The organism is Flavobacterium sp. B114r (genome assembly GCF_056824125.1).
In genome coordinates, this window is sequence record NZ_CP124858.1 from 1,644,003 (window position 1) to 1,669,594 (window position 25,592).

The window sequence follows — 25,592 nt, forward strand, 5'->3', positions numbered from 1 at the left end:
ATTTTAATTATTGATATATTTTAAAAGATTCTTTGTGAATAGCGGAATATTCTCTTTTTTTAAGTTTCTATAAGTAAGGTAGAAATCATTTATTTTTCTTTTGCTGTCAGGGAACAATGCTATGATTTCTTTTTTATCATTGGCGGGGTAAAATTTGCCTTCTTTAAGTATGATAAATTCATGTTTGGGTATGAATTCTATTAAATCAATTTCTTGGTTGCTGTTTTTCTTCCTGTCTTTATAATATTTTATATAAAGAACAATGTTATTTCCTGCCGGAACCTCCTGATAGTATCCTTTTCTAAAAATGGCAGAATTAAATTCTTTAAGGTTGACAAATTTTTCAGTTCCTATTTTAAAAGAGCTGATGTTATTTTTAATAAGATTGATTTTTGTGGTGTTTTGGTCACCATACGGTTTTAGAACCAGTTCATCGCTATAAGTGTCAAGATTTAGAAGCAAATCAAAATATTCCTGATCGTTATAACGAATGCTTCCTTTTATAAAATCCTGCGAAATATAATAGCGATTGTGACCACTGATGGCCCTGTCAAAGTTTAAATGGGCAGGTCCGTTTTCAAATTCCAGCGATTCTACACCAAGGTTTTTATCGAACCAATTGTAGGCAGTGATTTCATTGCTGGTTTGGCAATAAATGGCGGGAGTATTTAATAATATTCCAAATAGAATAAAAGAAAGAGACTTTTTTTGAAGTTTTTTCAAAGGATTGGTGGTTTGAATGTTTTGGTATAGCTTTCCAAAAATATCAAAAAAATGTTAATATTTGATTTATTTTTATTAATATTTGTTATTTTAATGTGAATTTTGAGTAAAATAAGGGCTTGGTCTAAAATAAAAAAAACACCCAGACTTAAAAAAATTAAGCTGTAGTGTTTTTTAGCGAAAAAAGGGGCAAACTTTTTTATTCGGATAAGTCATCATATGCATCAAGCATATCATCGAATATTTTTTTTAATGATTTTATATAAATCGGAAATGCAATGAATAATAATATATATTCCTTTCTGAAAACAGTAACGTCATCAAGAATTTCATATAAGCTAGGAATAATTAATGTTAATGAAACCGCAACACCAACCCACGGATTATCTTTTATTTTTTTTAAAATGTCTAAAATTTTCATGTCTGCTTGTTTGGTTATTGCAATTTTCATTTTAGGCTATCTTGATTTTGGGGTTTCTAAGGGTAAATGTAATTTTGATTTCCCCGTTTGGTATAAAAAATGTCACGAAAGCCTTTTTTTATGTCATGAAATCTGGAGAACTTCTTTTGGATTGGGATATTTCTTTCAAAACAAAAAATCCTCCCGGGATGGAGAGGATTTTTAGAAATGTTTTTCGGATTGGTTTTTTAAGATAAAATATTCATTTTCTTTAAAAAATCTTTATACGTATCGCTAAGATTTATTTTATGATCGCCTTTCAGGATAATCAGATTATCTGCCAGAATAATCTCTTCGATTTTATCTGTATTGACAATCGTATTGCGGTGTGTTTTTACGAATTTATTCTTATCTAATAAATTACTGATTTTAGTCAGTGAGATCTGAATGACAAATTTTTCCTTTTCAGTAATGATATTGCAATAACGTTCTTCGACTTCAATATAGATAATGTCATTTAAGGCTACTTTTTTCAGAGAGCTTTTTTTCTTTATAAACAAGTAATCATTGCTAATCACGGTATCTTGTTCTTCGCTCATGAAAACATTTGTTTGAGCATAGAATTTTTCTACAGCCATTTCGATCGCATATAGAATTTCAAGTTCATTAAATGGTTTCATCAAAAAGCTAAAAGGTCTTGTGAGTTTAGCCCTTTCAAAAATTTGACGGTCTTGCGAACTGGTCAAAAACACGAATGGTTTCGAAGCATTAGGAATAATATTGATGGATTCTGCAAAAGTTATTCCGTCTGGTTTCCCGTCCAGAAAAACATCGATGATAATAATGTCTACAGGACTTTCGTAAAAAAGTTTTAATGCGTCTGTAAAATTTGCAGCAACTCCCGCAACGTTATAATTGTTTTCAAGTAAAACCTTGATAAGGGCATCACTTTGTTCAGGAGTATCTTCTATGATTAATACATTGATATTATCCATTGTTTATTGTTTTTGGAAGGCAAGCAGGTATGTGGTATTTTAAAGAAGTAAAGTAAAGAATTATTATAGAGAAAATGATTGTTTAAAAAAGGATTTTTTCAGGATGTTTGTTTCAAACAAAAAGACATATAGTTTTTTTTAAGATCAGTCAGGCTTATTTATGTTAGAGCATGCGCTAAAATGAAACCCCAATGTTTCTATTTAAAGAAAGATTGGGGTTTGTAAATATTAGTTTTTTAAATTCAATGAATTAATCTGATATACTTGTTTTTGTACCTCTAGATGTTTTAGGATCTTCCCCTCCCGCAATAACTTGTAATTGTTTTCTGGAAAGAGCAGTAAAGTTTTTAAGGCTCGATGTTTTTGCCGTGTTTGTTTTATTTTTCATGGTCTGTCTTATTGATTTGGTTTTAAATTAATCAGCTACACTCGTCTTTGTACCTCTAGATAGTTTTGGATCATCTCCTCCTGTGATAACTTGTAATTGTTTTCTGGAAAGAGCAGTGAAGTCTTTTAGGTTTGATGTTTTTGTAATTGCTGTGGTTTTGTTTTTCATAGGTTTATATTCTTTTTAGTTATCTAATGTTTCAATTTGTCTTAAATCATTTTTGAATTAATCATTTACACTCGTCTTTGTTCCTCTAGATGTTTTAGGATCGTCTCCTCCTGTAATAACTTGTAGTTGTTTTCTGGAAAGAGGAGTGAAGTCTTTTAGGTTTGATGTTTTTGCCGTTGCTGTGATTTTGTTTTTCATGGTATTTTATTTTTTTGATTATAGCAATAAAAATAAACAAAAAAATAAGGCGAGTACATAAAAAAATGTAGGATAATTTAGAGTGAAATAAGTTTATTGATTTGTTTAGTAGATTATTACGAGAAACCCGTTGGGTGAAATGCCTAAATATTTTAATTGGCACCCATAGAAATATAGCATTTATGATTGTGAAAAAAGTAAAATAAAAAGAAACTCGTTTCTCACACATAGTCCAGATAGCTATCGGGATGTGTTAATGCTGGTGAAACGCCTTTTTTAAGTTCAATAATTCTATGTTTCTATGTGTTAAAAATAATTACACCCAACGAACGGGTTATGAGAAATAAAAAAGATTGCCCAATAGAAAGATTTTTAAGCAATCGTTTTTGGGAAAGTCAATATCATTTTAGTTCCTTTTCCAATTTGACTTTCTATGGCTAGCGTGCCACTATTTTTTCGGATCATTTGTTTGCATAGTTGCAAGCCTAAACCAGTTCCTATAATCTCTGAGTTTTCTTTTTTTGCCAACAATTCGTTCTCAGTAAGCAATTCTTGAATAGTTTGCTGGCTCATTCCAATTCCGTTGTCCTCAATGATAAGGGTGCAGAAATCGGGATTAATTTCCTGAGTATAAAAACTTATTTTTCCATCTCTATTAGAGAATTTAATGGCATTGTCTAGTAAATTCCTAAGCACAATCTTTAGGGAATCAAGATCTACATAAATAAAAATATTTTTCGAAACCGAATTATCAAAAGTAATCGATTTGTCCAGAAGCAAAGGTTTGTAGTTGTATTCGATTTGCTGAACGATAGAATACAAATGAATAGATTCCTTATGAAAATACAATTGTTTCGTTTGCAGCATCGCCCAATGCAGTAAATTGTCTAGTAAGCTATAAGCGCCATTGGCAATAGTGCTATTCTGGATGATAAGTTGATGAAGTTCATCATAGTTTTTAGTTTCGAGTGTAGCAGATAATTTAGCGTTACTCGTTTTTAGTGCATTTACAGACGATCTCAAATCATGACTAACAATAGAGAACAATTGATCTTTAGTAGCATTGAGTTCATCGAGTTTGTTTTTTTGGAGTAAAATGGTCTTCGCGTTTTTTACTTTTTGACCGTATAAGTAAACGCCTCCGGTTAAAATTAAAAGTAAGCCTATTGAGGCAAAAAACAGACTGTTGCGTTGAGTATCTTTTAGCTTGTTCTCGACTTCTAGTACTTTAATTTGTTTTTGTTTTTGAGCAACAGTAAACTTTTTCTCAAAATCAGCGACTGCCCATATTTTGTTTTGGTTGTTTAGAGAGTCCTTCCAATCTTCTGCTTCTTTTCTGTAATCTATAGCTTTTTTATAATTGCCTCTATTTTCTTCTACAACAGCCATGTTGAAGGCTGTGGTTTGTTTAAGGTCGAAATCTTTTATGTCTTTAGATAAATTATAAGCTTTTTGAAAATAGTATATGGCTTGTTGGTCTTTATATTGTGCATAATAGAAATTGGCGATGTTTATGTTAGCTCGTACAACACTTTTTGTAATATGTTTTGGATTTAAAAAAATATCGTTTGTTAAATAAAACTCCGCTTTATCAAACTGTTTTAAGTGTAAATAACAGATCCCAATATTTCTGTATAAATCGGCTATTTCAGTTTCGTCTTTATGATTTAATATTTCTTTTTGAGCCTTTAAAAAATAAATAATTGCTTTTTCAAAATTTTTCTCAAAATAAAATAACAATCCAATATTATTATCAACTAAATAATAATATTGGAATGATTTACTTATTAAGTCAAATTCAATACGTGATTGTTGGTAGAGCCCTTTCATCATCAATGAGTACCCTCTGAAATAATGACAATATTGTTTAGTTGCTAAATCGGTATTAGAGTTTAATTGTTTTACAGAATATACTAATGTAGAGTCCCATTCTTTTCTTAAAAAAAAAAACTGTGCCTTGCTGAAGTTTTTTTCGCTTTTTATGGTAGCTGCTTTTTTTTGAACAGCAATATCAAAATACTTCGAGTTCTTTTCTTGTTGAGAGAAAATTATTGAGGGTAAAAAAAGAAACAATAAAAGAAAGGTGTGTATTTTTTTTGTCATTATTAGTATTTAATAAAATCAATAATGTTCAATTGTATTTATGATTTATGGATTGTAAACTTAATAATTGTCAAATATTTACTGCAATGTATATACAGATGATGAAAATGTGATAGAGATGCCTTTCTTTTATATTAAGTTGATGCACTTGTTTTTGTGCCTCTAGATATTTTTGGATCTTCTCCTAAACCACCTCCAACATGAGTTGTTGAATTTAAATTTTTCAAATAAGAAACAACTTCTGTGATGTTTCCAACGGTTTTAGAAGTGTAGTCGATCTCTACGTACCAAACATCATAAGTTTCTGGTGAGGCATCATCCCAATCGTAATCGAAAAAAATTTCGAAAACATTCTCATCTTCTGATAGGCTTCCCACAACCGGGGTTTTTGAATCTTTAGAATTAATGTAGATCGTAGCACAGATTTTTAATGTGTCTACGCCATTGTCTGAAAAATGGTTTGCCGAAGCTAGGGGAGGAACAGGAAAGGTAAGATTCTCTGTGTCTGTGAATTTGAAATCGATGTTGTTGATTTTGGTAATCTGGATAACTTTAAATTCCATAAAAGGGGTTTTAGGGTTAATATGTTTATTTTTGGTGGGTTAAAGTTATTTTTTTTCTTCGAATAAAGAGTGAATTTGGTGTGTTTTTTTTGGTTGTATTCTTGTTAAAAATGTTTTTTATTGTGATTGCCGTTTTAAGATAAAAACGAAAAACCCCAATTCAACTAAATGAACTGGGGTTTGTGTGAATAAACTTTTAGTAAAAGATGCTTCAAAAAAATAAATCAACTTGAGCATTTATTTTTTCGACATAATACTCTATTTTTCTAATCGCTCTGTTAAAGAATAGATTTTGTTCTTTAATCCCGGACTGTCCTAAAGGCTTAGAATTGGAGATTTGCTGTTTGAAAAACCGATATACATTTTTGCAGCTCTCTTCATTATCAGTAATAAAGTAACCTAAAAGTGTATAAGGTACAAACATCGTTAGTTTTTCGTTTGCTTCTATAAGCATGTTATTATTCAGTAATATTAGCTCATTATAATAGATAGAGAAGTTGTTATTGGGGTCGTTGCATTTTTCTTTAATCAAATTGATGATTCTCTTTAAGTCAGTGCATAATGCGTTGGCATTTTTCAGATTAAGCAAGCCAGCTTCATAGAAGTATAAGATTTGCTGTAAACTGCTGTTTATCGTAGTGTCGTTCCAGATTTCATTTACCGTTCTGTTTTCGTAGGCATTTTTTAGTTTTTGCATGTATTCTGTAAAAGATTCTTCGATTACAAAGTTTTCAAAGGCAACTTTATTCTGATTTGTATTCAAAAGATTCAACCATACGAAAGCTTTAAATTTTGATAAAATAGTGCCGTCCATAAAATAGAATAACGGAATATCCTTAGCAGAATAGAAAAGTGTGGTTTGCGGGTTTTTAGTCAGTAGTTCAATTTGCTCCGCCGATGTTTTGAAATAGTGGTGCATGTCTTTCAGTGTCTCAATTTCGATTGTTTTCTCTACAATTACTTTTTCCTTTTTTGAAAATAAATTATCAAGAGAAATATTGAAATGATCCGCCAGCGTAATAGTTTCATCAATAGAAAATTTACTTTTTCCCGATATCCTGCGATGCGATGCATCGTAACTGATTTCTAAAACAGTTGCAATTTCATCTATTAGAGAAATTGAGGTTTGAATTTTATTTCTGATTGCTTTTAAAAACGTTTCCTGATATTTCATAATTTGCGATAATCGCAAATATACAAAATACCATTATTGATTTCTGCAAAATTATATGTGATAATTGCAATAGGTTTGTCCTGTAATTTTAAAACTATAATTATGAAAACATCATTTTTAGTGCTCTTGTTATTTGTCTTTGGAGTAATGCGCGCTCAGGATACAATTAAAAATCAGGCCATTGATTCTGTTGAGCAGCATTCGAGAATTTTTAGTCTTTCGCCCATTTCTAAAAAAACAGACAAAGTAAACGGATTGGTTCTGGGGGTTGGACATGTTGAAAATAAACGCATAAGTTCTCAGACAATTAATGGTATAAATATAGAGGCAAATCCGGCGCCGGCAGCAGGAGTTTTATATGCTTTTATGTGTTTAATGTATATGGAAAAAATAATCGAAAATTATAAAAAGGAAGTGATTGTAAAAGCGACCGAAGAAGATTATAAGATTAAAAACATGAATTATACGCCCTATTTAAAATTAAATGGTCTAAATGTTAGTTCCGGGTGTTTTTTTACAACCACAAGTATGAACGGGCTGAATATTTCTGCTGGAAACAAATTCAAAAATTTCAACGGACTTTCAGTTACTGTTTTGGGAACTATTGCTGATCAGCAAAACGGAATTTCAATTGGATTGTATAGTGCAAATAATAATTTGACAGGTTCAGCGATTGGTGTTTACAATAGATCGTATCAATTGAGCGGTTTGCATATAGGAGTTTTTAATCAAGCCAGAATTAATAAGGGGTTGCAGATTGGTGTTTTTAATAAATCAGACTCTAAGGGTTTTCAACTGGGTTTTTGGAATGTAAATAACAAAAGGGCAATGCCTTTTTTAAATTTTTAAATGATGAAAAAAGTTCCTTTTATACTTATTGCTATTCGATTAGTGCTAGGTTTTGTGATGATTGTGATAGCAAATAACAATTTTACTTATGCCAGATTAATTTTAGTGGCACTAATGATATTGGGATTATTAACCGATATTCTCGATGGTATCATTGCGCGAAGAGTAGGTGTGTCATCAGAAAAATTAAGAAGGATGGACAGTCAGGTCGATTTGGTTTTTTGGCTTTGTGTTGGTTGGTGCGCCTGGTTGTTAAATCCCGAAATTATTATAGAACATAAATATGCTATTTATTTAATTTTTGTGATGGAAGGACTAACCTATGTTTTCAGTTTTTTAAAATTCAAAAAAGAAACCTGTACACATGCTCTTTTGTCTAAATTGTGGGGAGTAACATTGTTGCTTGCATTTGTCTCTATGATTGGTTTTGGTCACGCTGGAATTCCTTTTTTTCTGGCTGTTTTTTTTGGTGTAGTGGGGCATATTGATGTATATCTGATAATCTATTTTCTTCCTAAATGGACACATGACGTTCCTAGTTCTTATCATGCATATTTAATCCGTAACGGAAAATCAATTAAAAGACATAAATGGTTCAATGGATGATTGTTCAATAATTACTCAATTAATGGTTGGAACTTGACTAAATGAGTGTAATGTTGTAATTATTTAGCAGTAGGCATAAAAAACGAAAAACCCCAATTCAACTAAATGAACTGGGGTTTTCTATGAATAAACCTTTAGTAAACTAAGATCTGATTACTCTTTTTTCTCCTCACGTGGAGGTCTTGGTAAAAGTGCTTTTCTTGACACTTTTTCTTTTCTTGTTTTAGGATCAAGTCCTAAATATTTCACCTGGAATACATCTCCCATGTTTACTACATCAGTAACATTTTCTGTACGTTCCCAAGCAAGTTCAGATACGTGAAGCAATACTTCGTTTCCTGGTGCAGCAGTATATTCTACTACAGCTCCAAAATCAAGCATTTTGATTACTTTAACTTCGTAAGCTTCTCCCATTTGAGGTTTGAAAGTGATAGATTGGATTTTTGCCAATACCGCTTCAATTCCAGCAGGATCTGTACCTAAGATTTCGATAACACCTTCTTCGTTTACTTCGTTGATCACGATAGTTGTACCTGTAGCTTTTTGTAATTCCTGAATTACTTTTCCACCAGGTCCAATTAATGCTCCAATAAAGTTTCCAGGAATAGTTCTGGTAATGATTTTTGGAGAATGCGCTTTAACATCTGCATTTGGTTTTGCAAGTGTTTCAAGTAATTTTCCTAAAATATGCAAACGTCCATCACGAGCCTGAGCCAAAGCCTGCTCCATGATTTCGTATTTCAATCCGTCAATTTTGATATCCATTTGACAAGCTGTGATACCTTCAGAAGTTCCAGTTACCTTGAAATCCATATCTCCTAAATGATCTTCATCACCTAAAATATCAGATAAAACTGCAAAACGGTCACCATCAGTAATTAATCCCATTGCAATTCCAGAAACTGGGCGAATCATTTGAATACCAGCATCCATTAATGCTAATGTTCCTGCACAAACTGTAGCCATAGAAGATGAACCATTTGATTCCAATACTTCAGAAACAACTCTGATTGTATAAGGATTTTCAGCAGGGATCATGTTTTTCAATGCTCTTTGTGCTAAGTTTCCGTGACCAACTTCTCTTCTTGAAGTTCCTCTTAACGGACGAGCTTCTCCTGTAGAAAATGGAGGGAAGTTATAGTGCAAATAGAATTTTTCTTCTCCTTGTTCAGATGGTGAATCAATTTGGTTTGCTTCTCTGGATGTTCCTAAAGTTGCAGTTGCCAATGCTTGAGTTTCTCCACGTGTAAACAATGCAGAACCGTGTACAGATGGTAAATAATCTACTTCACACCAGATAGGTCTGATTTCTGTAGTTTTTCTTCCGTCAAGACGAGTTCCTAAGTCTAAAGTTACGTTACGAACAGCTTCTTTATTGGTTTTGTAGAAGTATTTAGAAACTAAATCTCCGTTTTCTGCCAATTCTTCTTCTGTAAATAATGCTTTTACTTCCTCTTTTACAGCATCAAATGCAGCAGAACGTTCGTGTTTAGCCGAACCAACTTTTGCAATGTTGTAAATTTTATCATAAGCCGCTGCTTTTACTTTTGCGTAAATAGCATCGTCAGTTTTTTCAGTTTCATAAGTACGAACTTCTTTTTTTCCAAAAGCAGCCTGTAAACGTTCTTGAGCAGCAATTTGGTTTTTAATATGTTCGTGAGCAAATTTAATTGCTTCTAACATTTCAGCTTCTGAGATTTCTTTCATTTCTCCTTCTACCATTGCGATAGAATCAGTCGAAGCTCCAATCATCATATCTATATCAGATAATTCTAATTGTGCGCGAGATGGATTGATGATAAATTTACCGTCAATTCTTCCAACTCTTGCTTCAGAAATTAAAGTTTCAAAAGGAATGTCAGACAATGCAAGAGCTGCCGAAGCTGCTAATCCTGCTAATGCATCCGGCATCACTTCTTCGTCATGAGACATTAACTGAATCATAACCTGAACTTCTGCGTGATAATCACTTGGGAAAAGCGGACGTAAAACACGGTCAACTAATCTCATTGTTAATACTTCGCTATCGCTTGGGCGAGCTTCTCTTTTGAAGAAACCACCTGGAAAACGACCTGCTGCTGCAAATTTCTCGCGGTAATCTACCGTTAACGGTAAAAAGTCAATACCCGGACTTGCTTTTCTTGATGATACAACTGTTCCTAAAATAACAGTTTTACCAATTCTTACTACTACAGAACCATCAGCTTGTTTGGCTAAACGTCCTGTCTCGATTGTGATGCTTCTGCCATCACCTAAATCGATACTTTCTACAAATAATTGTGGAATCATAATTTTTTCCTTATTGGTTATACAATGGGTTTTAGTTGTGTTGTAGTTGTTGTGTGTAGTTGTTGTTTATTCTAAAACCCAATGAAAAACCAAACTTTTTTTCTTTTTAAAAATGCTTGTAATATATATAATCTGTAAAAACAAAAAGAGGCACTTTCGCACCTCTTTTCTATATTGATTATTTTCTGATATTCAATACTTTGATAATCTCACGATATCTGTTGATCTCTTTCTTTTTCAAGTAATCAAGCAACGATCTTCTTTTACCTACTAATAGTACTAATGAACGCTCAGTATTATAATCGTGACGATTTTTTTTCAAGTGCTCAGTCAAGTGACTAATTCTGTAAGTAAACAATGCGATTTGAGCTTCTGCTTTTCCAGTGTTTGTTGCTTCACCGTGTTGTGCAAAAATCTCTTCTTTTTTCTCTTTAGTTAAATACATTCCAATATTATTTAATGATTTTTATGTATGTCATACATCTTTTGTAAGACGGGTGCAAAATTAGAACTTTTTTTTGGAAAAAAGAATTTTACGACCTGTTTTTTACAATTGTTATAGGTAACGAGTAACGAGCTCTTACCGGGATACCTCTTTTTGTGCCCGGATTCCAGTCTTTAGCATTTTTTATAGCCAGGATTGCAATTTCATCCAATCCGTATCCAACTCCTTTTAATATCTTAGGATCAACTAAACTTCCGTCTTTATCGACGATAAAAGTCAGGTATATTTTTCCATATGCTTTATTTCTGGCTTCTAACGGTATGTACATTGCTTTACTAATATAACTATAAAAGGACTTAATACCTTTTTTAGGACTAGGGCGCTGTTCGGCAATAGTATAAGGATGTTCAATATTTAAAGAATCTAGGGTTATTCCGGAAACCAGTTTGCCGTTTTCATGATTCTCTGTAAAACTATATTTTGATTTTAGAAACTTACCTTTCCAGATTCCATCTCGTAAACCGTTTTTTACTTTTCCATTTTCTTCTATATATTCATCTTTATAGTCGAGATCTCCATTGCCCGAAATTACTTTTTGCTCCTTTTGATCGTTCCAGTAATTATTTAATTTATAATCTGTGTTATCATCATTAGTAGTAAAATATTCAAATTCAGATTTTATGTTGCCGTTTTCATACCAGTTAAATTCTTTTCCGGTCTTTTTTCCGTTCAAATAATTAACAGTCGATTTTTTGTTTCCGTTTTCATAATAGTAAACAAACTGGCCTTCACGCTTGATAACATCTTTATCTGCAGAAGTCCCAATCATTTTTAAAACTTTGGATTTGTAGTACTCTTTTAAAACGTAAGCCTTCTTGTCTAAAAAATATTCTTCAACAATTCTAATGTATTTATAGTTGTCCTCCGTACTTTCGACCCAACTGGAGTCCAGATAAGTGATCTTGCTCGCTGGAATTGTAGTTTGAGAAAATAGTTTTGTCGAAATTGTGAAGAAAATAAAAACGCGTAAAATTAGTTTCATATTAATAGTTAAAAGTAAGTTAGGCGAATGTGTTATTTTTAGTACAATTTAGCAACTTCCTGATTTACAAATTCTAAAAATCTTTCATCAGCTTCTGTAAATGGATCTATCACATGACTGTCAATATCAATTTGACCAATGTTTTGCCCGTTGACAAATAAAGGAACAACGATTTCAGATTTTACCGTAAAGCTACAGGCGATGTAATTGTCCTGAGCGGCAACATCCGGCACCACAAAATTGGCGTTACTTTCGGCTACTTGTCCGCAAATTCCTTTTCCAAATGGGATAACGGTATGATCTGTTTCTGCTCCTATATATGGACCTAAATGTAATGTTTTGGTTTCGTGATTGGCAAAATAAAAACCAACCCAGTTGTAGTATTCGATTTCTGCATTTAAAAGCTGGCAGATCGATAATAATTTTTCGTCTCTAAGAGTTTTAGTGTCAGCAACAATAGCGCTTATTTTTGGTTGTAATTCCTGAAATGTCATGATGTGAAAATTTTATACAAAAGTATTTAAAGCTAATCTCAAAAAACATATAAATCTCAAAATTTTTTCTTTAAAAAATACCTGCTAAAATTTAAGTCTTACTGGGATACTATATATTGCATTTTTTCCTGTATAGATAAATTAGTTTATATTCTTTTTTTAGGTAATTTTGCAGCATGAATTTAAAAAAGTGCACAGGACTATTTTTAGCATTGCTCTTGTTGGTTTCCAACATAGGGTTTGCTTTTGATGTGCATTATTGCGGAGGTAGAATCGCTTCGGTTTCATTAAATACTTCCGTTTCTGCATCTCACGGAAAGAAATGTTGTGGAGTGTCTGAAAAAGAATCTTCTTGTTGTAAGGACAAAGTGGTTCATTTTGAAAAAAAATCAGACGATGCTACTCTTAAGTTTTTCTTTTTTCAATTTGCTTTTGCACCTGTAGTACAGGAATTCAAATCAATTGTTTTTGTAACAATTCCAATTTTTAAAAGCAGTCAGATCATTTCGTATTATTCTGATGCGAATGCTCCTCCTTTATTTAAATTATATCACCAGTATATTTTTTATTCCTGATTTTGATAGTTTAGAGTCAAGCCATCTTTTGGTTTGCAATACGCTGTTTGCTTATTTCTCAATTGAGGATATGCTTAAAAACAGCTTTTCTAATTACTATTAAAATCTTTTTCATGAAAAAAAATATGATGCTTTTGGGCGTGATTTTACTTTCTTTTTCTGCTTTTTCACAAGAGAATTTAGAGGAAGTGAAAATTACCAAAAAGCAAAAAGGAATCAAAAAATCCTATACGCTTACTGCCAATACAACTGTTATTACAAGCAAAGAACTGTTAAAAGCCGCTTGCTGTAATCTGGCCGAAAGTTTTGAGACAAATCCTTCAATCGATGTGAATTTTTCTGATGCTTTAACAGGAACCAAGCAAATAAAAATGCTTGGTCTGACAAGTCCTTATTTAATGATTACAGAAGAAAATATTCCTTCGGTTCATGGCGCTTCCCAGGCTTACGGTTTGTCATTTACACCCGGAACATGGATCGAGAGTGTTCAGATTACCAAAGGTGCCGGTAGTGTTGTAAACGGTTACGAGAGTATTTCAGGACAAATAAATACAGAACTTCTAAAACCTTTAAGCGACATTCCGTTCTTCCTGAATGTTTATGGTTCTACCGATGCCCGTTTTGAGGTAAATACTCATTTTAATAAAAAACTGTCTGATAAATGGGCAACAAGTTTATTTGTTCACGGGAATGCCCGTGTTGCAAAAAATGATATGAATGATGATGGTTTTCTGGATAATCCGTTAGGGAAACAAATCAATGTCCTGAACCGTTATCAATATTATAATCCCGAAAGCGGTATTGTGAGTTTTATCAATTTTAGATATATGAATGATAAAAAACAAACGGGAGAAGTTGATTTTGATAAAGACAGAGATCGCGGTACTACAAATCATTGGGGATCTGAAATTAATACAGAACGTTTTGATGTGTCTACAAAAGTAGGTTACGTTTTTAAGGATATGCCATATCAGAGTATTGGTTTTCAGAATGCTTTCAACAGTCACAATCAAAACTCTTATTTTGGGTTGAATTTATATGATATCAGACAGAATAGTTTTTATTCTAATTTAATTTTCAATTCGATTATCAATAATACAAAACACAAGTTTTCGACCGGTTTAAATTTTACTTACGATCAGTATCAGGAATTTGTTAATGTAACGGATTACAGTAGAATTGATAATTCGGTTGGAGCATTCTTTGAATATACATATGATAATAATGATAATTTCAGTTTGATTTTAGGAGGCAGAGTTGACAATCATAATCGTCTGGGGTTCTTCGCGACACCTCGTTTGCATATGAGATATAATCCCTGGAAAGATGGAGTACTTCGTTTTTCTGCAGGAAGGGGAAAACGCTCAGCGAATATTTTTGCTGAGAATCAACAGCTTTTTGCTAGTTCCAGAACGTTCTCCATTTTAGATACCGGAGGAAAGATTTATGGATTGAATCCTGAAATTGCATGGAACTACGGTGTGAGTTTTTCTCAGAAATTTAAACTTTTCAGTAAAAATGCTGAGGTAGGATTTGATTTCTATCGTACCGATTTTAAGAATCAGGCAATTGTAGATTTGATGCAAAGCCCGCAAGAGGTTTCGTTCTATAATTTAAGAGGAAGCTCTTTTGCAAATAGCTTTCAGTTCGAGTTTAATTATGAGCTGATTCATAACTTGAATTTAAGAACTGCTTATAAATATTATGATGTTCAAACGGATTATTTAACGGGTACTTTTCAGCGTCCGTTGCAGGCAAAGCTTCGTTTTTTAGGAAATCTGGAATATGAAACCCAATTGAAAGATGAAAAACAATGGAAGTTTGATTTTACCTTTAACTGGTCCGGAAAACAACAGCTGCCTTATACAGCATCAAATCCTGTGGAGGATCAGTTTCCTGATTTTTCGCCATCATATGCCGTTATGAATGTTCAGGTAACAAGAGTTTTTTCGTCAGTTTTAGAAGTATATGCAGGAGGGGAGAACATTGGAAATTACAAACAGAAGAAAGCTATTTTGGGTGCCGGAGATCCTTTTGGTCCTAACTTTGATGCTTCTATTGCATATGCTCCAATTTTTGGTCAAATGTATTACGCAGGATTACGATTTAAAATAAAATAAAGAATTCAATTTCAAAAATCAATAACAAATAATAAAATGAAAAATTTAATTTTAATTGCAATGATCACTTTTTTAGGATTTTCGGCTCAGGCTCAAACTAAAAAAAATAAGAATTTAAAATACACAACAGAAGTAAACGGTAATTGTGAGCAATGTAAAAAGCGTATCGAAAAAGCAGCATTTAGTGTTCCTGGAGTAAAATCAGCTATCTGGGATATTAGTTCGCATCAATTGGCAGTAATTTTAAATGAAGAGAAATCGTCTCCGGAAGATTTGAATAAAGCCGTTGCTAAAGTAGGGCATGATACTAAGGATGTTAAAGCAACTGAAGCTGATTATGAGAATTTGCATTCTTGTTGTAAATATGTAAGAGAATAATTATTTTGAGAGCCCATGTTTTTGTCAGGGCTTTTTAATAGTTAATTTATCTTTAAAATAGAGCAAATTATTGGTGTTGAAGCAAATTATTGTTAATTTCACGAACTTATAAATATAACCAAACGCATTTATGAATAATTTTGATTGGAGTCAATTAATTAACCCTGAATTTTATATTACATTAAGTATAGGAGGTGTTCAAATTGGTTTGTTTATTGTTTTGTTTATTGTTTTTGCAGAGACAGGACTTTTTGCAGGTTTCTTTCTTCCGGGAGACAGTTTACTTTTTTTAGCGGGTATTTATAGTCGTGACTTAATGCTGAATGTTGTTGATATTCCGGCAGATTTCATAAATGTATTTGTCCTTTCTACTCTTGTTGCAATAATGGGAGTTTTGGGTAATATGACAGGATATTGGTTTGGTGCCAAAAGTGGCTATTATTTGTTTAAAAAAGAAGATTCATTTTGGTTCAAAAAGAAGTACTTGTTACAATCTAAGGATTTCTTTGAGAAGTATGGCGGTAAGGCGATTATCTATGCGCGTTTTCTTCCAATTTTCAGAACATTTGCACCAATCATTGCAGGGATCGTTTCTATGGATAAAAAGAAATTTATGTTCTTTAATGTTTTAAGTTCATTTTTATGGTCGTTCATCCTGATTTTTGCAGGTCATTATTTGTATGGAATTTTTCTAAGACAAGGAATTGATCTAAAGCACCATATTGAATATATCATTATCATAATTGTTATCATATCTACATTTCCGGTTTTGGTAAAGCTTTTAAAGAAAAGACCAAGCGAAAAGATATAATTAAATATACAAATACAAAAAAGTCCGAAGTTTAAAGCTTCGGACTTTTTTTATGCTTGATAGTTTTTTTAAGTATGGCGATGATTTAAACGTTGGAGCACAATATGAATCAATGCTAAATCTTGTGGAAAGTATAAAAAAATATACAAAGTGACTATTTTTTACCGCAGAGAAAGCAAAGATTTTTCGCAGAGTTCACTAAGATTTAAGTTGTGTTTACATAATCTAAGTGTACAAAGCTTTGTGTCTCGAGGCTTTGGGCAGTATCATTAAGTTAACGAATGGGTAATAGACAGAGAAGTAACCACAAAGTTTGTCATCTCGACGAAGGAGAGATCACACTAGTATTTCCGTTCAGCTATTCGCTAATCTTTGTCGATTTTTTTGTATGATCTCTCCTGCGTCGAGATGACAAGATTACGGATTCTGAAAGAGTTAATTCGCATTAAAAAATTTCTTAACTTAATGACATTGTCCGAGCGATAGCGAACAGGTGCAGCAATTTTTTAAATTTAGAATTTATCCCAAAGGATTACCATTCATTTACTTTATTGGCATCCATTTTCAAGAAGATAAACAATAAAATAGTGAATCCCCAAAGTCCGGAACCGCCATATGAAAAGAACGGCAGGGGAACCCCAATTGTTGGGAAAATTCCAATAACCATTGCAATGTTTACAAAAAAGTGAGTGAATAAAATTCCGGCAACACAATAGCCATAAACTCTGCTGAATTTTGTTTTTTGTCTTTCAGCCAGATAGATTACTCTTAATAATAAACCAACAAAAAGTGCGATCACAACCATTGATCCTGCAAAACCCCATTCTTCGCCTACAGTTGTAAAAATGTAATCGGTGTGTTGTTCCGGAACGAATCCTCCTTTTGTCTGAGTTCCTTCCAGAAAACCTTTTCCAATCCAGCCTCCTGATCCAATGGCAATTTCTGATTGGTTGGTATTATATCCGATCCCTTTCATATCGACAGTTTTACCTAGTAATATGTTAAAACGGTCACGGTGGTGTTGTTTGAAGATATTGTCAAAAACATAATCTACAGATAAAACAAAAGCCGAAATAACAGCTAATAAAATACTGCTTAAAATTATATTTCGATCAACGGCCCTGCCTTTAAAATGTATAATAATTAATACACCCAAGGCAATTAAAATAACTGCGTAAGGTTCTAAAACAAGCGTTAAGACAAATAATACTATGGTGATAAAACCAGTCCAGACATACCATGAAGGCAGCCCTTCGCGATACAAAACAACAATAAAAATACTGTAAATTAAGGCACTCCCGGGATCCGGTTGTGGTAAAATCAATAATACAGGCAAAAATACAATGGCTAAAGCCTGAACTTGCCTGTTTACATCTTTCAGATTGATTTGTGTATCACTTAGATATTTGGCCAGCGCTAATGATGTGGCAGCTTTTGCAAACTCAGAAGGCTGTATGGTAAAACTTCCAATAGCGTACCAGCATCTTTGTCCTGCGATGGTTTTTCCAAAAAGAAATAAACCGGCTAAAGACAAAAGGGAAACCCCGAAAATAATACTGGCATATTTTTCATAAAACTTTCCATCAACAAAAAGTACGATAAAAATCAAAGGAATTGTACAACCAATAAAAATTAATTGCTTTTGATAAGTTCCGTCCGTAGATAATAATGATGAGGAATAGATGTTGAGCCACCCCAGTATTACCAACGCAGTGTAAATAAAAACACTTATCCAGTCAATGTTATTTTTTATACTTTGGTTTTTCATTTGAAATAATGGTATTAATTTTCTTGGGTGGTGTCTAAACGTACTTTTTTTACTTCTACTTGTGGTTGCTTTACCATTTTAGCTCTCATAACAGAGTCTTTTGGAGTAGATTCAATAGCGCTCGCTGCAGTCATTCCTCCTAATTTTGCATATTCGCTTACAAGACTTTTGTTTAATACCCTAATTTCTAAATCATTTCTAGTAATTTTCTTTCTTAGGTATTTTTCTATCATCAAACTTGCAATTGGTCCGGCAACTGCAGCACCAAAACCTCCATTTTCAATCATAATTGCGATTGCGATCTTAGGATTGTCTTTTGGCGCAAAGGCTACAAATATTGAGTGATCTTTAAGCTGTGTTCTTTTTCCGTTTATTTTAGCAAAATTCTCCGCTGTCCCGGTTTTTCCACAAATATCAATACCTTCAACTCTTAATGCACGCGCAGTACCAAGGTTGTAAACATCAAACAAACCGCTGATAACCGGAGGGAAATATTTTTGATCTACCGTAGTAACGTGTTTTGTGGTAAACTTAGCATCAATTTTTTTGCCCTCAATTTTTTTTATGATATGAGGTGTATAATAATAACCTTGATTCGCTACAGTAGCCATCATATTCGCTAACTGAATAGGCGTCATTAAAACCTCTCCCTGACCAATAGCATTCGATACAATTGTGGTACTTCGCCATCCTCCGTTAGGATATATTTTTTTGTACGTTTTAGATGTTGGTATATTTCCTCTTTTACCGGTTGGTAAATCATATCCCATAAACTGACCTAGCCCAAAACTTTTTACGTGATCACTCCATACATCTACAGCTTTAGCCGGATCTGCATATTTATTTATAGTTAGCATATAAGTCTGTGCGAAATAAGTATTACATGAATTGTAAATACCATTATGTAACTGTTGGTTTGGTGCGTGACTATGGCATTTCATAAAACGACCTCTTCCATAACTGAATCCATTATGACAAAAAAACGTGGTGTTTTCGTTTATTACCTGTTCCTGTAAGCCAATTAAACCTGTTAAAATTTTGAAAGGTGAACCTGGCGGGTATTCTGCAAGTAATCCACGGTCATATAATGGTTTTGCTATAGAATCATGATATAATAAAGTATAGTTTTTAGAGCGTTGTCTTCCTACCAAGATACCCGGATCATAAGACGGTGCAGTAACTAGCGCTAAAATTTCTCCTGATTTAGGTTCAATAGCGACAATTCCTCCTCTTTTATTGATCATTAATTCTTCTCCGTACTTTTGAAGTTCAGCATCAATAGTCAGATTAATGTCTTCTCCGGCAACAGCGATAGTGTCGTATTTACCTTCTTTATAAGAACCAATTTCTCTATTATATTTATCTTTCTGGATGTATTTTACGCCTTTTATTCCGCGTAAAACTTCTTCGTAGCTTTCTTCAACACCTTGTCTTCCAATCAAGTCACCGCTATTGTAATAAGGGTTTTTAGCAATTAATTTTTCATTTACCTGTAAAATAGAGCCAAAAATATTGGCGCCATAATCTACTTCGTAATCACGAAGTGATCTTTTTTGGAAATAGAAACCTTCATATTTTCTGATCTTTTCCTGAAAAGCGGCAAATTCAGATTTATTTAATTGCGGTAAAAATACAGAAGGTAATCGTGGGCTGTATACTTTGGCTTTTGCAATGCGCTTATCGTAGTCTTCTTTGGTGATATTCAGTAATGCACAGAATTCAGTGATATTTAAGTCATCTTTGATTTCTCTCGGAATAACCATGATATCGTAAGAAGCCTGATTGGCTACTAATAATTTCCCGTATCGATCATAGATATATCCCCTTTCAGGATAGTCGTACTGTTTCTTTATTGCGTTATTATCTGATTTTAACTTGAAAGAATCATCTATAATTTGCAAATAAAATACCCTCATCACAAGCAAAGATGCTGCGATAATAATTAAAGAGGGCAGCAGAACTTTTCTCATCGTTTATTGGGCTTAATAAGGTAAATTATTATAATTGAGGTGATTATTGTAAATATAGAACTAAATAAAGTTCGGAGCAAAATGTCTCCAATAAATCTAAATTCAAAAGCTTCCAGTATAAATAATACAATATGATGTATTACAACAGAGACCAGAATAAATGAGAATCGTTCAGGAGTTAATGAATCGTTCAGCTTTATAGTTTGGTATTCATAACTAAGCCCAAATGAGAACTTAAAAATATAAGGTCTGTAATAGGCGAGAATAACACATGCCGTAGCATGAATTCCTCCGGAATTGCAAAACATATCCATTGTTAGACCAAGTAAAAAGCTCGAGAAAATTAATCCCGCCTTGTTGCCGTTTACCGGATACAAAATAATGTATAGGATGTATGGGAAGGGACTTATGTACCCTAAAAAATTCATATTATTGAAAATAACAATTTGAATTGTTAGTAACATAATAAAACGAAGAATATTGACTAACAAAGCGCTATTCATTTTTTTTCTTGTTTTCTAAATTAATAAGTTCCTCTCTGTCCCTGCTCTTAATAATATAAACGTGTCCTAAGTTGGTCATATCGTTAAATAGTTTAACGTTTATGACATAGGAACTAGTGTTCGCTTTTGTTGAAATCTTATCGACAGTACCAATGTTGATTCCTTCAGGGAAAATTACAGATTGGCCACCTGTAACAATTGTATCTCCTTTTCTGATAGAAGCTAATCTTGGCACATCTTCTAATTGAACAAATCCGGTGCTTTTTCCGTCCCAGGTTAAAGAACCAAAGTGATTTGATTTTTTAAGTTTTGCATTAATATGCGATCTCATATTCAAAATACTAACTACTGTAGAGTATCTTGGCGAAGTATTATCAATTATACCAATAATTCCTAAGCTGTTGATTACTCCCATATCCGGCTTGATTCCTTCGTTTGCTCCGGAATTTAGCGTGATAAAGTTCTCATGCGTATTGTATGAGTTATGAATTACTTTTGAAACAATAATATCTGCAGGTTTTACGCCTTTGATAGTATCCGGTGGAGGAAGTTTTGTGGTATCTTCTTTATTAAATAACAGGCTTTTTAATCTTGCATTTTCAAGTACAAGTTCGTCATTTTCAGTTTTTAAATTCAAATATTCGTTTACACGATTAATTTTTTCATAAACACCGCCGCTTAAAAAATTAGCAGAACTGATTACTTTACTTCTATGATAAGAATGGGATTGAATTGTGAGAGCCAACGAAATGCCTAAAAGCAGCAAAAACAGCAATCGATTACTGTTTCTTATAATAAAATTAAAAATTTGCTGCATTTCTTGTTCGATTATTTTGTTTCAGGATATGCTTTTGGGTTCAAGTTTTACAAGAGTCAGATTAATCGAACCTGACTCTTGTAAGGATATGTTTTATTTGTTTAGTGTCTTATTTGATTAAGATACTTTTGAATTTTGCAATGTTTTTAAGTGCCATTCCGGTTCCACGAACTACAGCTCTTAACGGATCTTCGGCAATATAAACAGGTAAATCTGTTTTTAGCGAAATACGTTTGTCAAGACCTCTTAGCATAGATCCACCACCAGCTAAATAAATACCGGTGTTATAGATATCTGCAGCTAATTCAGGAGGAGTTTGCGATAATGTTTCCATTACAGCATCTTCAATACGTTGAATCGATTTGTCTAATGCTTTAGCGATTTCACGGTAAGAAACATCAACCTGTTTTGGTTTACCCGTAAGTAAATCTCTACCTTGAACTGACATATCTTCCGGAGGTCCGTCTAAATCTTCGATAGCAGCCCCAATTTGAATTTTTATTTTTTCAGCAGTACTTTCTCCCACAAAAAGATTGTGTTGTGTACGCATGTAATAAACAATATCGTTTGTAAAAACGTCACCTGCAATTTTTACAGATTTGTCACATACAATACCACCTAAAGCAATAACTGCAATTTCAGTAGTACCACCACCAATATCTACAATCATATTACCTTTTGGCTGCATAATATCGATACCAATACCAATTGCTGCTGCCATTGGCTCATGAATCAGGTAAACTTCTTTTCCGTTTACTCTTTCACAAGATTCTTTTACAGCTCGCATTTCAACTTCAGTAATACCGGAAGGAATACAAACTACCATTCTTAAAGCTGGAGTAAACATTCTTTTTTTCAAAGCAGGAATACTTTTGATGAACATATTGATCATCTTTTCCGAAGCATCAAAATCAGCAATTACACCATCCTTCAAAGGCCTTATGGTTTTGATATTTTCATGCGTTTTACCTTGCATCATATTGGCTTCCTTACCAACAGCAATGATTTTGCCTGATATTCTATCACGTGCAACGATTGACGGACTATCAATAACAACTTTATCATTATGTATGATTAAAGTGTTTGCGGTACCAAGGTCTATCGCAATATCCTCGGTCATGAAATCAAAAAATCCCATAAGTTTTTTAGGGGTTTAAAATGTTATAAATTATTTTGAACAAAGTTAAACAAATTAATGTTTAAAATGACGTGTTCCTGTAAATACCATTGCAACATTATTTTCATTGCAATAATTTATGCTTAATTCGTCTTTTATTGAACCTCCCGGCTGAATTACTGCTGTAATTCCTGCATTTTTAGCTAATTCTACACAATCCGGAAATGGGAAAAATGCATCACTCGCCATAGAAGCGCCGGTTAAATCAAATCCAAAAGCTTTAGCTTTATCTACAGCTTGTACCAAAGCATCAACTCTTGACGTCTGGCCTGTACCTGAAGAAATTAATGTTCCGTTTTTTGCAAAAACAATCGTGTTCGATTTTGTGTTTTTACAAATCTTAGAAGCAAATATTAAATCTTCTATTTCCTGAGCGGTAGGCTCTGTAATTGTAACGGTTTTTAAATGCTCTTTAGTATCTGTAATATTATTTCTGTCCTGAATTAACAAACCATTAAGACATGTTCTTACTTGTCTTGAAGGCAATTCAACTTCATTTTGAACTAATATGATTCTGTTTTTCTTTTCTTGTAAAACTGCAATTGCATCGTCATCATAACTTGGTGCGATTACTACTTCACAAAACAATTTGTTGATTTCCTGTGCAGTAGCCAAATCAATTTTAGTGTTTGCAATCAAAACTCCGCCAAAAGCAGAAGTTGGATCACAAGCCAAAGCTGCTAAATAAGCTTCGCTAATTGTTTTTCTGGAAGCCAGGCCACAAGCATTATTATGTTTTAAAATTGCAAACGTTGGACCATCAGTTTTAAACTCATTGATTAAGTTTACTGCAGCATCAACATCTAATAAGTTATTGTATGATAATTCTTTTCCGTGAACTTTTTTGAACATTGCGTCAAAATCGCCAAAGAAGAAACCTTTTTGATGAGGATTTTCTCCATATCTTAAAATCTGACCACCTTCGATACTTTCTTTGTAGATTGTTTCGTCAGTATTGAAATAATTAAAAATAGCACCATCATAATGAGATGAAACGTGGAATGCTTTTGTAGCAAGCAATCTTCTGTTTTCAAGAGTTGTTGCTCCGTTTTGTTCTGTGATCAAATCTAGAAGCAAACTATATTCGTTTACCGAAGCTACGATTACAGTGTCTTTGAAATTTTTTGCACCGGCACGAATCAATGAAATTCCGCCAATATCAATTTTTTCAATAATATCCTGCTCACTTGCACCTGAAGCAACTGTTTTTTCAAACGGGTACAAATCAACAATTACCAAGTCAATCTGAGGGATATCAAATTCCTTCATTTGCTGAACGTCACCTTCGTTATCCTGACGGTTTAAGATTCCACCAAAAATTTTCGGGTGCAATGTTTTTACTCTTCCACCAAGAATTTCAGGGAATGAAGTAATATCCTCAACCGGAACTACAGGAATTCCAAGGTTTTTAATAAAATCTTCTGTTCCTCCAGTCGAATAAAGTGTTACGTTTTGTTCGTGTAATTTTCTAACGATTGGCTCAAGTCCGTCTTTTGAAAAAACAGAAATTAATGCCGATTGTATTGTTTTAGTTGTGCTCATTGTGTAGTTATGATTTTCAGACTGCAAAAGTAGTTTTTTTAAATATTATTTTAAAGAAAATTAATGTAACATTATGCTAAAAAAAACTACTGATGAGTAAGTTAACTTTTATTAGGTTTTTGTTTTTAAATTATTGAATTTTACTTTAATGAAAAATACACATACATGCTTGTTTATCTAAGGTTATTAAAAGAAAGTTTTCGCTTTGCCATAAACGCTTTGCGAAATAATAAATTACGTACCTTATTGTCACTGTTGGGAGTTACGATTGGTATTTTTTCGATTATAGCAGTATTGGCTGCTGTAGATTCCTTAGATCGAAAAATTTCAAAAGATTTAAGCAGCTTAGATAAAAACACGATTTATTTGATGAAATATTGTTTCGGGCCTTCTGAAATTCCGCAATGGAAAAGAGAGCAGTTTCCAAATGTGAAATATGATGAATATATCAGTCTGAAAAATTCTCTTAATAATACAGAGCAAGTGGCGTATCAGCTTTTTGTAAATCATGAAACTTTAAAATACGATTCAAAAACCGTTAGCGATGTTAATGTAGTTCCTTCGTCAAGCGAAATGGTCGATATCGAAGGATTGAGTTTTGATAAGGGAAGATTTTATAATGAATCCGAATCAAATTCAGGAAGTCCTGTTATTGTTTTAGGATATGATATTGCCGAAGGCCTTTTTGGAACAAGTGATCCCATCGGAAAAAATATTCGTTTGTATGGGCAGCGTTTTACTGTAATTGGAGTAATAGCAAAACAGGGTGCCGGTTTTTTTGGGAATAGTAATGATACATCTGTTTATTTGCCAACTAATTTTTTACGTCGCATGTATGGTGATAGTGATTCAATGACTCCGGTAATTGTACTAAAACCTGTAAAGGGTGTAGATATGGAGGCGTATAAGGCTGAAGTTGCCCAAAAACTAAGAGCAATTCGCGGAATGAAAGCAGGGGAGGCAGATAATTTCTTTATTAATGTGCTTTCTGGTTTTACTGATTTTGTTGACGGAATTTTAGGGAGTTTAAGGTTTGGAGGAATTTTTATAAGTTTCTTCTCTTTCCTTGTTGGAGGTTTTGGAGTGGCAAATATTATGTTTGTTTCGGTAAAAGAGCGTACGAACTTAATTGGAATTCAGAAATCCTTAGGGGCAAAAAATAGATTTATATTGTTTCAGTTTTTGTTTGAAGCCGTTATACTTTGTTTAATTGGCGGAATAATTGGTTTGTTGATTGTTTGGCTAATGTCTATTCTTTTAACCAATTTGTTAGATTTTGAATTTGTGTTAAGTTTCTGGAATGTTATTATTGGGGCAGGATTGTCAATTATGGTTGGCGTGATTTCAGGAATTTTGCCTGCAATTTCAGCATCGAAACTTGATCCTGTTGAAGCAATCAGAACCGGAATGTAAAGTCAATCCTTGAAAATTTCATCTTTTTACAACTTCAAATTTTGATTTGTTATCTTATTTTGTCGTAATTTTAATAGCTTA

26 protein-coding genes are annotated in these 25,592 nt (G+C 33.0%); 7 read left to right on the top strand and 19 right to left on the bottom strand.

The window, feature by feature from the left end; all coding sequences use genetic code 11:
• Nucleotides 1-3: 3 nt before the first annotated feature.
• The 9 genes from QLQ94_RS07290 to QLQ94_RS07330 form a co-directional block, all read right to left on the bottom strand.
• The gene (locus QLQ94_RS07290) at nt 4-723 is read right to left on the bottom strand and encodes a hypothetical protein (RefSeq protein WP_271336953.1); all 720 of its coding nucleotides are present in this window, start codon (nt 721-723) and stop codon (nt 4-6) included.
• A gap of 199 nt (nt 724-922) precedes the next feature.
• Complete coding sequence (locus QLQ94_RS07295) at nt 923-1,174, bottom strand: hypothetical protein (protein WP_271336954.1); 252 nt, start codon at nt 1,172-1,174, stop codon at nt 923-925.
• Between the two features lie 197 nt (nt 1,175-1,371).
• Nucleotides 1,372-2,118: a LytR/AlgR family response regulator transcription factor gene (locus tag QLQ94_RS07300; RefSeq protein ID WP_271336955.1), complete on the bottom strand. Its 747-nt coding sequence runs from the start codon at nt 2,116-2,118 to the stop codon at nt 1,372-1,374.
• A gap of 250 nt (nt 2,119-2,368) precedes the next feature.
• A complete protein-coding gene (locus QLQ94_RS07305; RefSeq protein WP_271336956.1) occupies nt 2,369-2,506 on the bottom strand; it encodes a hypothetical protein in 138 nt (45 codons plus the stop codon).
• Between the two features lie 27 nt (nt 2,507-2,533).
• Entirely contained in the window at nt 2,534-2,674 is a 141-nt protein-coding gene (locus QLQ94_RS07310; protein WP_271336957.1) for a hypothetical protein, read from the bottom strand.
• Nucleotides 2,675-2,731: 57 nt separating this feature from the next.
• The gene (locus QLQ94_RS07315; RefSeq protein ID WP_271336958.1) at nt 2,732-2,872 is read right to left on the bottom strand and encodes a hypothetical protein; all 141 of its coding nucleotides are present in this window, start codon (nt 2,870-2,872) and stop codon (nt 2,732-2,734) included.
• Nucleotides 2,873-3,244: 372 nt separating this feature from the next.
• Nucleotides 3,245-4,975 (bottom strand): tetratricopeptide repeat-containing sensor histidine kinase, encoded by a 1,731-nt coding sequence (locus tag QLQ94_RS07320; protein WP_271336959.1) that lies wholly within the window; start codon nt 4,973-4,975, stop codon nt 3,245-3,247.
• A 134-nt stretch (nt 4,976-5,109) separates the two neighbouring features.
• Nucleotides 5,110-5,538, bottom strand: a complete 429-nt coding sequence (locus QLQ94_RS07325; protein WP_271336960.1) for a hypothetical protein — start codon at nt 5,536-5,538, stop codon at nt 5,110-5,112.
• Between the two features lie 211 nt (nt 5,539-5,749).
• The gene (locus QLQ94_RS07330) at nt 5,750-6,712 is read right to left on the bottom strand and encodes a hypothetical protein (protein ID WP_271336961.1); all 963 of its coding nucleotides are present in this window, start codon (nt 6,710-6,712) and stop codon (nt 5,750-5,752) included.
• Nucleotides 6,713-6,814: 102 nt separating this feature from the next.
• Between QLQ94_RS07330 and QLQ94_RS07335 the strand changes: the two genes are divergently transcribed.
• Entirely contained in the window at nt 6,815-7,561 is a 747-nt protein-coding gene (locus tag QLQ94_RS07335) for an LA_2272 family surface repeat-containing protein (protein ID WP_271336962.1), read from the top strand.
• A gap of 3 nt (nt 7,562-7,564) precedes the next feature.
• Entirely contained in the window at nt 7,565-8,167 is a 603-nt protein-coding gene (locus QLQ94_RS07340) for a CDP-alcohol phosphatidyltransferase family protein (protein ID WP_427402158.1), read from the top strand.
• A 153-nt stretch (nt 8,168-8,320) separates the two neighbouring features.
• Here the strand turns inward: QLQ94_RS07340 and QLQ94_RS07345 are convergent, their stop codons facing one another.
• The 4 genes from QLQ94_RS07345 to QLQ94_RS07360 form a co-directional block, all read right to left on the bottom strand.
• A complete protein-coding gene (locus QLQ94_RS07345; RefSeq protein ID WP_271336963.1) occupies nt 8,321-10,456 on the bottom strand; it encodes a polyribonucleotide nucleotidyltransferase in 2,136 nt (711 codons plus the stop codon).
• 178 nt (nt 10,457-10,634) lie between these two features.
• Nucleotides 10,635-10,901 (bottom strand): 30S ribosomal protein S15, encoded by a 267-nt coding sequence (gene rpsO / locus QLQ94_RS07350; RefSeq protein WP_041516556.1) that lies wholly within the window; start codon nt 10,899-10,901, stop codon nt 10,635-10,637.
• An 88-nt stretch (nt 10,902-10,989) separates the two neighbouring features.
• Complete coding sequence (locus tag QLQ94_RS07355; RefSeq protein ID WP_427402123.1) at nt 10,990-11,943, bottom strand: energy transducer TonB; 954 nt, start codon at nt 11,941-11,943, stop codon at nt 10,990-10,992.
• 38 nt (nt 11,944-11,981) lie between these two features.
• Nucleotides 11,982-12,437: a GAF domain-containing protein gene (locus QLQ94_RS07360; RefSeq protein WP_271336965.1), complete on the bottom strand. Its 456-nt coding sequence runs from the start codon at nt 12,435-12,437 to the stop codon at nt 11,982-11,984.
• A gap of 176 nt (nt 12,438-12,613) precedes the next feature.
• Here QLQ94_RS07360 and QLQ94_RS07365 point away from each other — a divergent pair, with 176 nt between their 5' ends.
• The 4 genes from QLQ94_RS07365 to QLQ94_RS07380 all read left to right on the top strand — a co-directional run bounded on the left by QLQ94_RS07365 (nt 12,614) and on the right by QLQ94_RS07380 (nt 16,321).
• Nucleotides 12,614-13,012 carry an HYC_CC_PP family protein gene (locus tag QLQ94_RS07365; protein WP_427402124.1) on the top strand — a complete coding sequence of 133 codons (399 nt, stop codon included), beginning with the start codon at nt 12,614-12,616 and terminating at the stop codon, nt 13,010-13,012.
• A gap of 113 nt (nt 13,013-13,125) precedes the next feature.
• Complete coding sequence (locus QLQ94_RS07370; RefSeq protein ID WP_427402125.1) at nt 13,126-15,132, top strand: TonB-dependent receptor plug domain-containing protein; 2,007 nt, start codon at nt 13,126-13,128, stop codon at nt 15,130-15,132.
• A 36-nt stretch (nt 15,133-15,168) separates the two neighbouring features.
• Nucleotides 15,169-15,510, top strand: a complete 342-nt coding sequence (locus QLQ94_RS07375; protein ID WP_427402126.1) for a heavy-metal-associated domain-containing protein — start codon at nt 15,169-15,171, stop codon at nt 15,508-15,510.
• Nucleotides 15,511-15,640: 130 nt separating this feature from the next.
• Nucleotides 15,641-16,321 carry a DedA family protein gene (locus tag QLQ94_RS07380; RefSeq protein WP_271336970.1) on the top strand — a complete coding sequence of 227 codons (681 nt, stop codon included), beginning with the start codon at nt 15,641-15,643 and terminating at the stop codon, nt 16,319-16,321.
• A gap of 532 nt (nt 16,322-16,853) precedes the next feature.
• On the opposite strand, the gene rodA is transcribed toward QLQ94_RS07380, so the two are convergent.
• The 6 genes from rodA to purH form a co-directional block, all read right to left on the bottom strand.
• Nucleotides 16,854-18,089, bottom strand: coding sequence for a rod shape-determining protein RodA (rodA, locus tag QLQ94_RS07385; RefSeq protein ID WP_271336971.1), 1,236 nt, complete (start codon nt 18,087-18,089; stop codon nt 16,854-16,856).
• A 14-nt stretch (nt 18,090-18,103) separates the two neighbouring features.
• Complete coding sequence (mrdA, locus tag QLQ94_RS07390) at nt 18,104-20,059, bottom strand: penicillin-binding protein 2 (protein ID WP_271336973.1); 1,956 nt, start codon at nt 20,057-20,059, stop codon at nt 18,104-18,106.
• Nucleotides 20,056-20,562, bottom strand: a complete 507-nt coding sequence (locus QLQ94_RS07395; RefSeq protein WP_271336974.1) for a rod shape-determining protein MreD — start codon at nt 20,560-20,562, stop codon at nt 20,056-20,058. The genes mrdA and QLQ94_RS07395 overlap by 4 nt, the downstream gene beginning before the upstream one ends.
• The gene (gene mreC, locus QLQ94_RS07400) at nt 20,555-21,379 is read right to left on the bottom strand and encodes a rod shape-determining protein MreC (RefSeq protein WP_271336975.1); all 825 of its coding nucleotides are present in this window, start codon (nt 21,377-21,379) and stop codon (nt 20,555-20,557) included. The genes QLQ94_RS07395 and mreC overlap by 8 nt, the downstream gene beginning before the upstream one ends.
• A gap of 109 nt (nt 21,380-21,488) precedes the next feature.
• Nucleotides 21,489-22,517 (bottom strand): rod shape-determining protein, encoded by a 1,029-nt coding sequence (locus QLQ94_RS07405; protein ID WP_026983887.1) that lies wholly within the window; start codon nt 22,515-22,517, stop codon nt 21,489-21,491.
• 54 nt (nt 22,518-22,571) lie between these two features.
• Nucleotides 22,572-24,098: a bifunctional phosphoribosylaminoimidazolecarboxamide formyltransferase/IMP cyclohydrolase gene (gene purH, locus QLQ94_RS07410; RefSeq protein WP_271336977.1), complete on the bottom strand. Its 1,527-nt coding sequence runs from the start codon at nt 24,096-24,098 to the stop codon at nt 22,572-22,574.
• Between the two features lie 165 nt (nt 24,099-24,263).
• On the opposite strand from purH, the gene QLQ94_RS07415 reads away from it, so the two are divergent.
• Nucleotides 24,264-25,511, top strand: coding sequence for an ABC transporter permease (locus QLQ94_RS07415; RefSeq protein ID WP_427402127.1), 1,248 nt, complete (start codon nt 24,264-24,266; stop codon nt 25,509-25,511).
• The last annotated feature ends 81 nt before the right edge of the window (nt 25,512-25,592 follow it).

Bases quoted from the DNA above. Each gene is read 5' to 3' on its own strand.
- QLQ94_RS07295 (WP_271336954.1), bottom strand. From the start codon at position 1,174: ATGAAAATTGCAATAACCAAACAAGCAGACATGAAAATTTTAGACATT.
- QLQ94_RS07300 (WP_271336955.1), bottom strand. From the start codon at position 2,118: ATGGATAATATCAATGTATTAATCATAGAAGATACTCCTGAACAAAGT.
- QLQ94_RS07305 (WP_271336956.1), bottom strand. From the start codon at position 2,506: ATGAAAAATAAAACAAACACGGCAAAAACATCGAGCCTTAAAAACTTT.
- QLQ94_RS07310 (WP_271336957.1), bottom strand. From the start codon at position 2,674: ATGAAAAACAAAACCACAGCAATTACAAAAACATCAAACCTAAAAGAC.
- QLQ94_RS07315 (WP_271336958.1), bottom strand. From the start codon at position 2,872: ATGAAAAACAAAATCACAGCAACGGCAAAAACATCAAACCTAAAAGAC.
- QLQ94_RS07320 (WP_271336959.1), bottom strand. From the start codon at position 4,975: ATGACAAAAAAAATACACACCTTTCTTTTATTGTTTCTTTTTTTACCC.
- QLQ94_RS07325 (WP_271336960.1), bottom strand. From the start codon at position 5,538: ATGGAATTTAAAGTTATCCAGATTACCAAAATCAACAACATCGATTTC.
- QLQ94_RS07330 (WP_271336961.1), bottom strand. From the start codon at position 6,712: ATGAAATATCAGGAAACGTTTTTAAAAGCAATCAGAAATAAAATTCAA.
- QLQ94_RS07335 (WP_271336962.1), top strand. From the start codon at position 6,815: ATGAAAACATCATTTTTAGTGCTCTTGTTATTTGTCTTTGGAGTAATG.
- QLQ94_RS07340 (WP_427402158.1), top strand. From the start codon at position 7,565: ATGAAAAAAGTTCCTTTTATACTTATTGCTATTCGATTAGTGCTAGGT.
- QLQ94_RS07345 (WP_271336963.1), bottom strand. From the start codon at position 10,456: ATGATTCCACAATTATTTGTAGAAAGTATCGATTTAGGTGATGGCAGA.
- rpsO (WP_041516556.1), bottom strand. From the start codon at position 10,901: ATGTATTTAACTAAAGAGAAAAAAGAAGAGATTTTTGCACAACACGGT.
- QLQ94_RS07355 (WP_427402123.1), bottom strand. From the start codon at position 11,943: ATGAAACTAATTTTACGCGTTTTTATTTTCTTCACAATTTCGACAAAA.
- QLQ94_RS07360 (WP_271336965.1), bottom strand. From the start codon at position 12,437: ATGACATTTCAGGAATTACAACCAAAAATAAGCGCTATTGTTGCTGAC.
- QLQ94_RS07365 (WP_427402124.1), top strand. From the start codon at position 12,614: ATGAATTTAAAAAAGTGCACAGGACTATTTTTAGCATTGCTCTTGTTG.
- QLQ94_RS07370 (WP_427402125.1), top strand. From the start codon at position 13,126: ATGAAAAAAAATATGATGCTTTTGGGCGTGATTTTACTTTCTTTTTCT.
- QLQ94_RS07375 (WP_427402126.1), top strand. From the start codon at position 15,169: ATGAAAAATTTAATTTTAATTGCAATGATCACTTTTTTAGGATTTTCG.
- QLQ94_RS07380 (WP_271336970.1), top strand. From the start codon at position 15,641: ATGAATAATTTTGATTGGAGTCAATTAATTAACCCTGAATTTTATATT.
- rodA (WP_271336971.1), bottom strand. From the start codon at position 18,089: ATGAAAAACCAAAGTATAAAAAATAACATTGACTGGATAAGTGTTTTT.
- mrdA (WP_271336973.1), bottom strand. From the start codon at position 20,059: ATGAGAAAAGTTCTGCTGCCCTCTTTAATTATTATCGCAGCATCTTTG.
- QLQ94_RS07395 (WP_271336974.1), bottom strand. From the start codon at position 20,562: ATGAATAGCGCTTTGTTAGTCAATATTCTTCGTTTTATTATGTTACTA.
- mreC (WP_271336975.1), bottom strand. From the start codon at position 21,379: ATGCAGCAAATTTTTAATTTTATTATAAGAAACAGTAATCGATTGCTG.
- QLQ94_RS07405 (WP_026983887.1), bottom strand. From the start codon at position 22,517: ATGGGATTTTTTGATTTCATGACCGAGGATATTGCGATAGACCTTGGT.
- purH (WP_271336977.1), bottom strand. From the start codon at position 24,098: ATGAGCACAACTAAAACAATACAATCGGCATTAATTTCTGTTTTTTCA.
- QLQ94_RS07415 (WP_427402127.1), top strand. From the start codon at position 24,264: ATGCTTGTTTATCTAAGGTTATTAAAAGAAAGTTTTCGCTTTGCCATA.